The sequence below is a fragment of the Lysinibacillus louembei genome (genome assembly GCF_033880585.1).
Lineage (GTDB): Bacteria > Bacillota > Bacilli > Bacillales_A > Planococcaceae > Metasolibacillus > Metasolibacillus louembei.
In genome coordinates this window covers 2,734,546-2,746,819 of the sequence record NZ_CP137624.1, presented here as the reverse complement: position 1 = coordinate 2,746,819, position 12,274 = coordinate 2,734,546, and the positions used below count along the sequence as shown (strand labels likewise).

Below are 12,274 nucleotides of genomic sequence, written 5' to 3'. Positions count from 1 at the left end.
CATACTAAAAAGGAGCCATCTGAAAAGTCATTTTGAGACGGCTCCTTGCGCTTTTACGGCTGAACTGTTTTCGCTGCTGCTTGTACCGTATTTGCTAGTAGCATCGTAATCGTCATTGGACCAACGCCCCCTGGCACTGGTGTAATATGTGAGGCAATACCATCTACTGCTGCAAAATCAACATCTCCACATAAATGATTGTCCTCATCACGATTAATGCCAACATCAATGACAACAGCACCTTCTTTTACATGTTCAGCTGTAATGAAATTTGCACGACCAACAGCTGCAATTAAAATATCTGCTTGCTTTGTAAATGACGGTAAGTCAGGTGTTTTAGAGTGCGTATATGTAACCGTCGCATCTTTTTGTAACAATAGCTGTCCCATTGGCTTGCCAACAATATGACTACGTCCAACGATCACCGCATGCTTCCCAGCGACTTCAATACCGCTATGCTCCAATAATTTCATAACTCCATAAGGTGTGCATGGTAAATAAGTTTCTTGCCCAAGCATCATTTTTCCTACGCTAATTGGCGCAAAACCATCCACATCTTTGTCTGGAGAAATTGTCGCGATAACTGAATCTTCATTAATATGCTTTGGCAATGGTAGCTGCACAAGGATACCATGAATATCGTTACGCTCGTTTAACTCACGAATATGCTCAAGTAGCTGTTGTTCTGAAATCGTTTCTGGCAAAGTGATTAACTCTGAATACATGCCGATTGCTTCACACGATTTTTGCTTATTCGTCACATATGTTTTCGAGGCAGGATTATTTCCTACTAATACAACGGCTAAACCAGGTGTAACGCCCTTAGCCTTTAGCTCCTCCACTTGTTTCGCTACAGAGCCTCGAATTTCTTGACCGATTTCTTTTCCATTAATAATTGCACTTGACATACTACAATTCCTCCCAATTCACTCTATTAATTGTCTGATTGACGCTCATGACGCCTCAATTATTGTTCTGTAAATTTCGAAAGCACACCATTGACAAATTTGCTTGATTTTTCATCACCAAATACTTTACAAAGCTCGATCGCTTCGTTTAATACAACACGATTCGGCGTATCTGGTGTAAATAACAATTCATAAACAGCTAGACGTAATACAGTTCGTTCAATTTTTGGTAGACGGCTTAATGTCCAATTTTCTAGTTTGTCGCTCAGCGTCGCATCAATTTGCTCTTTTTGCTCAATTGTTCCTCGCACTAATTGCTCAAAGAAAGCATCTGATGACTGATCCTCTAAAACGTGCTCCATCGCCTCTTCAAGTGGTAAGTCGGTACTATCTAGTTGAAATAGCACTTGCACAGCTTTTTGACGTGCATCATGTCGCTTCATGATAAAAAACTCCTTCATTATTCAATATATAGCGGCTTTATCTTAGTTGAATACATTTATTCAAGATAATATCACGTCTTATCATAGCATAATTTCCCTGTCGTAGCACAGCTTGTTGCAAATTTTAAAATTTGAAAACGCTTTTATTTTTCTTGTTGCTAAAGTTTGGATTTCTTTGCTAAAATAGGATGACTGAAAGGAGCCATCTTATGTCTTATATGATTTTTATGTTCACAGCTGCTATTATAATAGGCATCGTTAGTGGTATATTCGGTTTATCCACTCACCTCATGATTATAGTGCTTTTCATACTAGCATTTATGAGCCTCGGCTATATTTTGTATACAATACAATTCTCTAAAAACATGGATAGAATCCACAAATTTTTAGAAAAAAATCAAAAGCAGCCTGTTTATCGCTATGCATTTGAAGTTGGTAACGGTTCCGCTGAATCACAGCTTGAAGCAATCGACGCTATTTTAAAAAAGTACAAATCACCTGTCATGCAAGCGACATATAAAATGCATCGCGCACTTTTGTCAAAGAATTACATACTAGCAATGCAGGAAATTCAGACAATTGCCAACAAGCCTTTAGGGCAATACTGTATTGCAACACTTTACGCATTGCAAGGCGACCACCAGCAAGCAAGACAAATCCCTCTCAAACCAGCATGGCAACAGGCTGTTGTAGAAGCAATCATTGCGTTCAATGAACAATCACCACATTATGAGGAGAAAAAGCAGCAAGCCATTGATTTAGCACGTGGTGTTCAACGTTATGTGAATGTGCATTTCTTTAAAGATTTGGAAAAGTGATATGATCCACTTTTTCAAATCTTTTTTTATAATTCTAAAATCCCGATTCGCTCAACGGAGTTACATTTTCGCTCAACCACCGCCCAAATTCGCTCATCAAATTGAAGTTTTCGCTCATCGTGACCCACACCCATCATCTTTCTACTAAATAAGACAATGAAATGACAAAACAAGTGGTTTTTTTCTACGTATGGCCTGTCCTTACTGTGAATATACTAATTAATAGGTAAAGGAGGATTGTCATTTATGTTATTGCTTTTTTTAATTAACCACTGGGCATTTTTTATTTTAGTGATGGTTTTAATGATAACTGGAGGATTATTAAGCTTCCTACTGCCACGTGTTCCAACGATTATTTTTCTACTATTCTTCGTAGCAATTAGCTTTGGCTACACACGACTTTATGACGCAGCCTACTTCACAATACCTATCCTTCTCATCACATGCATTTTCACGGCAATTCCAATTGTGCTCGTTAAATATACATTGTATTTACAGCAAATAGGAGAGCGTTTAGAAACTTCTCCATAGCTTTCTACCAAATCTGATAGGATAATTTTGAAAGCAATCGAGGGAAAACAGTTCGTTTTCATTTGACACTTTTATTTTTTAATAGAGTAGGGAGTGATAATATTGATTTGTTATCACTCCTCTTCACACATTTACCTCTAACAGTTAAATTCCAATAGAAAATTAAAATATCTTAAAACATTTTTGTTAAATTTGCCATTTCTATTGCAGCTACAGCAGCATCGTAACCTTTATTCCCTGCTTTCGTTCCTGCTCGTTCAATTGCTTGTTCAATTGTTTCAGTTGTAACGATTCCAAAAATGGTTGGCACTCCTGTTTGTAAGCCTACATTGGCAATTCCTTTTGCTGATTCGTTACATACGTAATCATAGTGCGTTGTTGCGCCACGAATAACTGTACCAAGTCCAATAACAGCATCATATTTTTGTGATTCTGCCATCTTTTTTGCTATAAAAGGTACTTCAAAAGCTCCTGGCACCCAAGCAATGTCAATGGCATTTTCCTCTACGCCATGACGCTTTAAACCGTCAATCGCACCTGCTAATAATTTATCATTAATAAACTCGTTAAAACGTCCAACAACAATACCTATTTTTAATCCTGTACCTACTAGCTGCGCTTCAAATGTTTTTACCATCATTAATTCCTCCTCTATAATAAATGAGCCATTTTTTCTTTTTTTGTATTCATATAATGAGTATTTTCTTCTACTAAACCAGCAACAAGAGGTACACGTTCCACAACAGTTATATCGTACCGTTCAAGCTGGGCTACCTTATCTGGGTTATTCGTCATTAAACGGATATGTGTAACTCCTAAATCTCGCAGCATCTGTGCGCATAAACTGTAGTCGCGTAGCTCGCTAGGAAAGCCAAGCATTTCATTCGCCTCTACTGTATCGTAGCCTTGCTCCTGCAATTCATATGCTTTTAACTTATTTAATAAGCCAATTCCTCGTCCTTCCTGCCGCATATAAAGAATTGCCCCTTCTCCTTCCTGCTCAATTTTAGCAAGTGCCGCTTGTAACTGTGCTCCACAATCACAGCGTTTCGAGCTAAAAATATCACCTGTTAAACACTCAGAGTGAATGCGAATTAGTGGTGCTTCTGCTTGTTGTAGATTTCCTTTAACAATTGCAACATGCTCTTTAGAGTCGATGAAATTCGTATAACCAATCATTATAAATTCACCATAATGTGTTGGTAGCTGAATTTTCGCTTCACGAGAGACGACCTTCTCTTTTTCAAGACGGTATCGGATTAAGCTTTCGATTGTAATGAGCTTCATATTAAATTTTTCAGCTATTTCTTTCAATTGAGGTAATCGAGCCATCGTACCATCCTCATTCATAATTTCACAAATAACCCCTGCTTGCTTGCTTCCACAAAGCATCGCTAAATCAACTGTAGCCTCTGTATGCCCAGGTCTTACAAGAACGCCATTTTCCTTTGCAATTAACGGAAAAACATGACCTGGTCGGCGAAAATGCTGTGGCTGCACATTATCATCTAGCATTTTTTCAATCGTCAATGCTCTTTGAAATGCACTAATTCCCGTAGTAGTATCCATATAATCAATACTTACTGTAAATGCTGTTTGATGATTGTCTGTATTAAATTGAACCATTGGCTCTAAGCTAAGTGAATGTGCAATTTGTGAGCTAATTGGAGTACAAATCAGCCCTTTCCCATATGTCGCCATAAAATTAATGACTTCAGGCGTTACATATTCAGCTAATACAACAAAATCACCTTCATTTTCACGATTTTCATCATCAACAACGATAACTATTTTCCCTTGTTTTAAGTCAGCAATCGCTTCTTCTATTGTGTTAAACATTTTAGCCCACCTTTAAAATCCATGTTGTCGTAAAAAGTCTTCTGTTAATGTATTTGATCTTACTTTTAATTGTTTAGCAATATACTTGCCTAGCAAATCTGTTTCGATATTGACAGTATCACCTTCACGTTTAAAGCCAAGCGTTGTCTCCCCAAATGTATGCGGAATAATTGAAACCGTAACAATCTCTTTTTGTAAATCAAAAATTGTTAAGCTAATTCCATCAATAGCGATTGACCCACGCGGTATACATAAAGCACTTGCTTCATGAGAAACTTTTATATCAAAATAAACCGCATTTGCAAATGAACGTTTACGTAAAATAACCCCTACTTCATCAATATGCCCTGATACAAAATGACCTCCAAATCGACCATTGGCAATCATAGCACGCTCTAAATTTACAGAGGCTCCTACTTGTAATTGTGCAAGTGATGTTGCACGTATCGTCTCAGGCATAACATCAGCTGTGAAGTTCGTGCTAGTGAAGCTTGTGACAGTTAAACATACACCATTCACTGCGATGCTATCGCCGACCTTCAAATCTTGCATTATTTTTCGAGCACCAATCGTAAAAACAATTGATTCTTGCCCTTTTGTCATTTGCTTAATCGTGCCTAGCTCCTCAATAATCCCTGTAAACAAATGCTCACCTCATTTCATTGTCATTGTTAATTTAATGGCCTCACCTATTTTTTCAACGTCAGTAAAAATAAATTCCTCCTGCAATGTTGCCATCGAAAGTGCCCCAGAACCTAATAGCTTCGGCGCAATATATATAATCATTTTTTGTACAAATCGTTGTTGTAAAAAGACATCCGCCATTTGGCTGCCTGCCTCAACGTATAATGTCATAATGCCTTCATCCGCTAGCGTCCTTAAAATATTTCGCAAGGAACAATCCTCTATTACAAAGGTACGAACGCCTGACAAGTTCCGAGCCTTTGATGTAAAAAGCCAAGTTTGAGCCATTTTATCGTTAAAGACTTTTGCTGCACTCGGAACCTTTCCATCTCGGTCCATAACAACTCGAATTGGTTGTTTATTTGAAGAGCTAAGCCGATTTGTTAAGCTTGGGTTGTCAATACAAACAGTGTTTGAACCAACCAAAATAGCATCATGTATGGAGCGAGCATAATGAACATCCTTCTGAACCTCCTTACCTGTAATTGCCGTTCGCTGCCCTTTCTCGGCGTTAATTTTACCGTCTATCGAAATGGCTTGCTTCAACGTAACATAAGGTAAACGATGTACAATGTAGTAGAAAAATGCTTCATTAATCGCTTTTGCCCCATCTTCACATAATCCAATACTTACTGTAATGCCTGCCTCCTCTAGCCTTCGAGCACCACTTCCAGCTATAAGTGGATTTGGGTCAAGCGTTGCAATAAATACATGGGCTACCTGTGCTTTTATAAGCGCCTCAACACAGGGACCAGTTCGTCCAACATGGCTACAGGGCTCCAGCGTCACATAAACATTCGCCCCTTTAGCTTTCTCACCCGCGATTTTTAATGCATTAATCTCCGCATGTGCCTCACCTGATTTAAGGTGAGCGCCAAAGCCTACAACCTCCTGATTATTTGTAATGACACACCCAACTAGCGGATTGGGAGAAGTTTGATTACTTCCTGATTTCGCTAAATTCAAAGCGAATTGCATTGCTTGCTCGTCATTCATACAGCCACCTCCTTTTAAATTAAAAAAGCCTCCTAAAAAAGGGGCTTTTACGGAGAAGGCATCGCTAAATAAACCAGCACTTTTGCTAGTTTTTTGCCTAATCCTTCTCTCATCCAGACTATTACTGTCGGCTTCGGAATTTCACCGAATCCTGCTTAAAAAGCTCGCGGGCTTTACCGCCGATTGGGACTTACACCCGACCCCGAAGGAATGCTATTCAATTAAAAAACCCCACATTTTTTTGTGGGGTCTGAAAAAAGGCATCATCAAATAAACTAGCGTTTGGGCTAGTTTTTTGCCTACCTTCTCTCATCCAGACTATTACTGTCGGCTTCGGAATTTCACCGAATCCTGCTTAAAAAGCTCGCGGGCTTTACCGCCGATTGGGACTTGCACCCGACCCCGAAGGCATGTTATTCAATTAAAAAACCCCACATTTTTTTGTGGGGTCTGAAAAAAGGCATCATCAAATAAACTAGCGTTTGGGCTAGTTTTTTGCCTACCTTCTCTCATCCAGACTATTACTGTCGGCTTCGGAATTTCACCGAATCCTGCTTTAAAAAAGCTCGCGGGCTTTACCGCCGATTGGGACTTGCACCCGACCCCGAAGGCATGTTATTCAATTAAAAAACCCCACATTTTTTGTGAGGTCTGAAAAAAGGCGTCATCAAATAAACTAGCGTTTTGGCTAGTTTTTTGCCTACCTTCTCTCATCCAGACTATTACTGTCGGCTTCGGAATTTCACCGAATCCTGCTTTAAAAAAGCTCGCGGGCTTTACCGCCGATTGGGACTTACACCCGACCCCGAAGGTAATATTTATAATTGCATCTAATTATACAGCAATAATAATAAAAATCTAGCCATTTGACAAACAAAAAAACTCTTGCACTTTTCTCAATAGAATCTATTTTCATATTATGAACATCACTAACCATATTACTTCAAAGAAATTATTCTAGTTAAGTTGTATATTGCACAGTCACAATAAATTGACTAAGAAGTATGACCATTAATAAAAAGGAGCATTTATACGGACAACAAAACAACCGTATTTTCTTCGTAGTAGTTCTCATTAAACAATCGAAGGAAATTGGTAATAGCGGCACATGCTGCTAGATGAAACATCCCCTTAATCAGATGGAATCAACTAATAAGTTGAACCATATAACAAATAAAGGAGATTAAAATTCCCAAAATATAATATGTGCACAAAAGCTCATCAAATGACAGGCTTTTCCTTTGTCACAAAATTGACACATAAAATAACCGAATTTTCTAATTATTCTGTTGACTCGTATACTCTGTTATAATACAATACGAATATAAAATAAAAAATATATAACAGTTACTGTTGAGGAGGAAATGAAAATGTTAGAAAACGTAGTCGAATTTTTCAAAAACTTACCTGAGAAAACTTGTGTACAGTGTGGCAAAAAGATGGAAGAGCAAAGCGAGTGCTACAGTCATAGCTGCGAGCATTGCAATAATCATTAATACATAAAAGCTGTCGGTTCAATGTCCGACAGCTTTTTCTCTTAAATATCAAAATCGCTTTCTTCTGTAGTCAAGCTTGAGGATTAATGATGTGCTCCTGATTCCCCTCCAATGATTGGAGCATTAGATTTTAACGCTTGTTTATCACTTTCTGATAGCTCACCTACAATTAATAACTTTGTTGGTGTGATGATTGAATCGTTATTACTTGCATGTACTTGAATATAGTAAAGCCCCTCACTTTCAAAATCCATATTTAAACTAAATTGACCATTCCCATCATTTGAAGCTTCAGTCATTCCATATGTAACGGTTCCATCCTGTTTCCACATTTTTAAATGAACATATTGTGGATTCTCTACCGCATCTCCATTTTGTGTAAGGTTAACCTTAATTGTGACAGCTTTTGTTGGTTCAAGGAGGTCTGGTAAGATGATTTCAGCTTCAAGTGGGGTTTCTTGCTTATACAATTGACTTGCATTAGGATTGGCTGAGCATGCACTTATCATATAGCACGTTAATAAAATGATAAGCAAAAATTGTATTTTATTCATTGAATAATCTCCTTTTATTTAGGCGTTAAAAAATTGCTTCATAGCAGGGATACGTTGAATAATGAGCCAATCTACTACCCATACAATGATTAGAGATATGCCCACAAGAGGGAAAACAACTCCAATAAAAATTAGCATCCATAAAAAGCCCTTCATCTTACTAGCACTTGGAGCGATTGGTGCACCTAATTTTTTACTAGGCTTTCGTTTTAACCATAAATAAAACCCGCTTATTGCAGTTAGTACAATTCCTATACACACCAATAACCCTATTATTTGATTCACAATTCCAAATTGAGTTCCTTTATGCAATGTAATTCCCCATGCAATGATTTTCCCCATAAATCGGTAATGATCATAGCGATAATCCGCTAATACTGCACCAGAATATTGGTCAATATGCATGGTTACTTCATTTTGCACCTTGGCTGGAAAAGCAGAAAATGTATACACACCTTCTTTTGTTTGAGGAATATAAATTGTATAACTAGGATCAATGCTTTTACTCTCTGCAATTTCTATCAAATGATCAATTGACACTACTTTATAGTCTAGTATGGTCGATGTGGGTACATCTAAATTTTCAGCAGCCCACGGAACCTCTGCGATTTCCTTTGTTTTGGTAATAGATGCTGGAGCACTCCCTGTCCAAATAGATGGTGGGTAGCCTATACCTGTATTCGTCACGATATTTTGGAAATTAGTACCCCAAAATCCTGACCACGGCAAACCTGTCATAATTAAAAATAGTATCCCAGCAGTCAGCCAAAATGCAGGTACCGCATGCAAATCTCTTCGGAAAATTTTCTGCCCCATTTTAAGACGGGGATATAAAACGCCTGCCATACCTTGACTTTTTCGAGGCAGCCACAAATATAAACCCGTCATAATTAATACAATCGCCCAACAAGTCACTAATTCTACAATACGATCACCGATTGTCCCCATCATTAATTCGCCATGTATTTTCTCAATCTTATCCATTATTCGGGTATTATTATCTAATTGACCAAGCTCATTTCCTGTATACGGATCGATAAAAATTGTAAATGACTTACCATCTAAATTAATTCCTATTTCGCTGGAACGTGACTCGTCCTCCCCTGGTCGATAGCTCATCACTCTTGCTTCTGGATAAAGCTCTTTCACTGTGGCAATTTGCTGATCAGCAGAAATTCTTTCACCAATTGGTTTTACTTCATAGTATTCTTGATACAAATATTGATCTATCTGTGGTTGAAATAGATAGATGCCACCTGTAATTGCTAATATCACTAAAAATGGGGCAATGATTAAGCCCGCATAAAAATGCCATCTCCATATTGTTTTATAAAACACACCTCTTGATTGTTTACTATTTTTATTACGCATTCACTGACACTCCTTTTAAAACGGTGATATTAGACTAGTATAAAAGAAAAATATGAACGAAGAATGAAATAACTGATTATATATAAATTTTTTACTCTATAAATGCCACAATCATAGCTATGGACATGGAAAAGTAAATTAGTTGTGAAGCAGTATGAAACTTTTCCTATCTTCTTTCGTATACAAATAGGAAAGGAGTGACAAAAATGGAACGACAAGAAGTGTTAACAATGAACAATTTAACGAAAAGCTATGGCAATAAAGAAGTGCTAAAAGGTGTTGACTTACGTGTATATCAAGGAGAAATTATTGGCTATATCGGACCGAATGGAGCTGGTAAAAGTACAACAGTCAAGCTGATTTTAGGCATTGAGGAAAATTATGATGGTGACATTCACTTATTTGGGGAAAATATTAAAAATAACCCGATTGACTACAAGCGGAAAATTGGCTATGTGCCTGAAATCGCTGATGTTTATGACAACTTAACAGGCTATGAGTATTTAACATTTGTTGGGCAGCTTTATGGCTTGTCTTTAGAGGACGCTGCACATAAATCGGAAGCTTTAATGCAATTGTTCGGTGTTGGTGAAGCTTATCATTCACGTATTTCCTCCTACTCAAAGGGGATGCGCCAAAAGCTGTTAATTATTTCAAGCGTTTTACATAATCCAGATATTTTATTTTTAGATGAGCCGATTAATGGCCTAGACGCTAATAGTGTGATGATTTTCAAGGAAATTTTAACGCAGTTAGCTGCGCAAGGGAAAACGATTTTCTACTCGTCACACATTATGGACGTTGTCGAAAAAATTAGTAGCCGCATCATTTTATTGCATGATGGCAAAGTAGCAGCAGATGGGACATTTGAAGAACTGCAGGCGACAAATACAGAAGGTACATTGGAGCGCATTTTCAACCAATTAACAGGCTTTGACCGCCATCAAGAAATCGGTGAGCAATTCGTAGCCGTTGTTGGCGGAGGTACACAATGACAGACTTTAAAATTTTAAGATTGCTCGATAAAATGCGCTTTCTATTTCATAAAATCGGTATTGATTATGCGGTCATGCGTCAAATTTTGCAGATTAAACTGACAATGGATGAGCGCAAAGTACCAACTTTGTTTAATCAATCCTCCAAGAAAAAGCCAGATGCTAAATATGGCTATATTAAATCATTGTGGATTTACACATTGATCGGACTAATGCTTATTCCATTTCTTGCTTTTGGAACGCAATTTTTATTTCAAATGAGTATTAGCTATGCCATCATTCTTTTCGTTATTATGACATCGATGATTTCGGATTTTTCTTCTGTTTTGCTTGATTTGCGTGACCGTCATATTCTTGGTACAAAGCCAATTTCCTCACGCACAATCAATGCAGCGAAAATCATTCATATTACTATCTATTTAAGTTATTTAACGATTGCTCTTATGACGATTCCACTCATCGTTGCCCTATTTAAACAAGGTGTGCTGTTTTTCCTTATCACATTGGCAGAGCTTGTACTGAGCAATATTTTAATTGTCGTATTCACAGCGATGTTATATATAGCCGTTTTACGTTTTTTTGATGGCGAGAAATTAAAGGATATGATTAATTATGTACAAATTGGCTTAACGCTTGCGATGATGATTGGCTATCAAGTTGTCATACGCTCCTTTGAGTTTGTCGATTTAAGCATGACAATAGAGCCCGCTTGGTGGCATTTTTTCCTTGTCCCAATGTGGTTTGCAGCACCATATGAATTGCTGCTCAATGGGACAGTGAACTTTTTCACTGTGACGATGAGCCTACTGGCAATTATCATACCTTTTGCCGCCTTATGGTTATATATTCAGCTCATTCCGACATTTGAACGCAATTTGCAAAAGCTGTTAGCAACAAGTAAGTCGAAAAAAACGACAACAAATCGTTTCAAAGCTTTCCTGCTCAGCCTGCTTTGCCGAACACATGAGGAACGAGCCTTTTACCGCTTCGCTACTTTAATGATGAAAAAGGAGCGCGATTTTAAACTGAAGGTTTACCCTTCTCTCGGCTTTTCAATTGTGATTCCATTTATTTTTATTTTTAATACAATGCGTGACGAAACAGCAAATTTTGCGACAAGCAGTAGCTATTTAACGATTTATTTTTCAATGCTCATTATTCCAACCGCTTTGTTGATGCTACAATATTCAACAAACTATAAAGGTGCTTGGCTGTTCAAAGCTGTACCTATTACAAACTTTACAATATATAAGAAAGCTGCATTGAAAGCCTTTCTTGTGCAATTATATACGCCACTTTATTTAATGATTAGCATCATTTTTTGCTTGATTTACGGCGTGCGCGTCTTGCCTGATTTACTTATCGTATTTGCCGTAAGCTGTCTATATAGTGCTATTTGCTATATTGCCTCAAGGCTAGCACTTCCGTTTTCGGAGCCAGCTGCACAAACGAACGAAGCACAAGGTTGGAAAGCCCTTGCGCTATTGCTACCGCTCATCCCATTTGTCTTTGTTCATTCTATTCTCCTGAAAGTAGATGACTTATGGATGTACGTTTATTTAATCATGTTAATTGTAAGTAATGCTGCACTTTGGAAAGTATTATTTAGAGAGAAAAAAGCGAATATCTAATTTTGATG

13 protein-coding genes and 4 riboswitches are annotated in these 12,274 nt (G+C 37.7%); of the genes, 5 read left to right on the top strand and 8 right to left on the bottom strand.

Translation table 11 applies throughout. The annotated features are described in order from the left end of the window. Nucleotides 1-53: 53 nt before the first annotated feature. Entirely contained in the window at nucleotides 54-908 is an 855-nt protein-coding gene (gene folD / locus R6U77_RS13670) for a bifunctional methylenetetrahydrofolate dehydrogenase/methenyltetrahydrofolate cyclohydrolase FolD (protein WP_293920543.1), read from the bottom strand. 59 nt (nucleotides 909-967) lie between these two features. Further along, nucleotides 968-1,351: a transcription antitermination factor NusB gene (gene nusB, locus R6U77_RS13665; protein WP_293920545.1), complete on the bottom strand. Its 384-nt coding sequence runs from the start codon at nucleotides 1,349-1,351 to the stop codon at nucleotides 968-970. A gap of 209 nt (nucleotides 1,352-1,560) precedes the next feature. Between nusB and R6U77_RS13660 the strand changes: the two genes are divergently transcribed. Continuing rightward, a complete protein-coding gene (locus R6U77_RS13660) occupies nucleotides 1,561-2,169 on the top strand; it encodes an EMC6 family protein (protein ID WP_319836051.1) in 609 nt (202 codons plus the stop codon). Nucleotides 2,170-2,415: 246 nt separating this feature from the next. Then, nucleotides 2,416-2,700 carry a hypothetical protein gene (locus R6U77_RS13655; protein ID WP_319836050.1) on the top strand — a complete coding sequence of 95 codons (285 nt, stop codon included), beginning with the start codon at nucleotides 2,416-2,418 and terminating at the stop codon, nucleotides 2,698-2,700. Between the two features lie 172 nt (nucleotides 2,701-2,872). Here R6U77_RS13655 and ribH read toward each other — a convergent pair whose 3' ends face one another. From ribH to ribD, 4 genes are read right to left on the bottom strand one after another with little or no spacing between them, the layout of a single operon-like run. Beyond that, entirely contained in the window at nucleotides 2,873-3,337 is a 465-nt protein-coding gene (gene ribH / locus R6U77_RS13650; protein WP_319836049.1) for a 6,7-dimethyl-8-ribityllumazine synthase, read from the bottom strand. A gap of 14 nt (nucleotides 3,338-3,351) precedes the next feature. Further along, nucleotides 3,352-4,539 carry a bifunctional 3,4-dihydroxy-2-butanone-4-phosphate synthase/GTP cyclohydrolase II gene (locus R6U77_RS13645; RefSeq protein WP_319836048.1) on the bottom strand — a complete coding sequence of 396 codons (1,188 nt, stop codon included), beginning with the start codon at nucleotides 4,537-4,539 and terminating at the stop codon, nucleotides 3,352-3,354. A gap of 12 nt (nucleotides 4,540-4,551) precedes the next feature. Next, nucleotides 4,552-5,184: a riboflavin synthase gene (ribE, locus tag R6U77_RS13640; protein WP_319836047.1), complete on the bottom strand. Its 633-nt coding sequence runs from the start codon at nucleotides 5,182-5,184 to the stop codon at nucleotides 4,552-4,554. A gap of 9 nt (nucleotides 5,185-5,193) precedes the next feature. Beyond that, nucleotides 5,194-6,219 carry a bifunctional diaminohydroxyphosphoribosylaminopyrimidine deaminase/5-amino-6-(5-phosphoribosylamino)uracil reductase RibD gene (gene ribD, locus R6U77_RS13635; RefSeq protein ID WP_319836046.1) on the bottom strand — a complete coding sequence of 342 codons (1,026 nt, stop codon included), beginning with the start codon at nucleotides 6,217-6,219 and terminating at the stop codon, nucleotides 5,194-5,196. Between the two features lie 97 nt (nucleotides 6,220-6,316). After that, nucleotides 6,317-6,433, bottom strand: a riboswitch (FMN riboswitch). A gap of 83 nt (nucleotides 6,434-6,516) precedes the next feature. Further along, nucleotides 6,517-6,633, bottom strand: a riboswitch (FMN riboswitch). A gap of 83 nt (nucleotides 6,634-6,716) precedes the next feature. Next, a riboswitch (FMN riboswitch) is annotated at nucleotides 6,717-6,835 on the bottom strand. Nucleotides 6,836-6,917: 82 nt separating this feature from the next. Then, nucleotides 6,918-7,036, bottom strand: a riboswitch (FMN riboswitch). 553 nt (nucleotides 7,037-7,589) lie between these two features. Here ribD and yhfH point away from each other — a divergent pair. Further along, nucleotides 7,590-7,715, top strand: coding sequence for a protein YhfH (gene yhfH, locus R6U77_RS13630; protein WP_319836045.1), 126 nt, complete (start codon nucleotides 7,590-7,592; stop codon nucleotides 7,713-7,715). Nucleotides 7,716-7,798: 83 nt separating this feature from the next. On the opposite strand, the gene R6U77_RS13625 is transcribed toward yhfH, so the two are convergent. Continuing rightward, on the bottom strand, nucleotides 7,799-8,269 hold the full coding sequence (locus tag R6U77_RS13625; protein WP_319836044.1) for a FixH family protein: 471 nt from the start codon (nucleotides 8,267-8,269) through the stop codon (nucleotides 7,799-7,801). Between the two features lie 18 nt (nucleotides 8,270-8,287). Continuing rightward, nucleotides 8,288-9,640, bottom strand: coding sequence for a PepSY-associated TM helix domain-containing protein (locus tag R6U77_RS13620; protein WP_319836043.1), 1,353 nt, complete (start codon nucleotides 9,638-9,640; stop codon nucleotides 8,288-8,290). A gap of 206 nt (nucleotides 9,641-9,846) precedes the next feature. Between R6U77_RS13620 and R6U77_RS13615 the strand changes: the two genes are divergently transcribed. Together R6U77_RS13615 and R6U77_RS13610 are read left to right on the top strand one after the other, a co-directional pair. Continuing rightward, nucleotides 9,847-10,635, top strand: coding sequence for an ABC transporter ATP-binding protein (locus tag R6U77_RS13615; protein ID WP_293920556.1), 789 nt, complete (start codon nucleotides 9,847-9,849; stop codon nucleotides 10,633-10,635). Then, complete coding sequence (locus R6U77_RS13610; RefSeq protein ID WP_319836042.1) at nucleotides 10,632-12,266, top strand: hypothetical protein; 1,635 nt, start codon at nucleotides 10,632-10,634, stop codon at nucleotides 12,264-12,266. The genes R6U77_RS13615 and R6U77_RS13610 overlap by 4 nt, the downstream gene beginning before the upstream one ends. Nucleotides 12,267-12,274 lie beyond the last annotated feature (8 nt).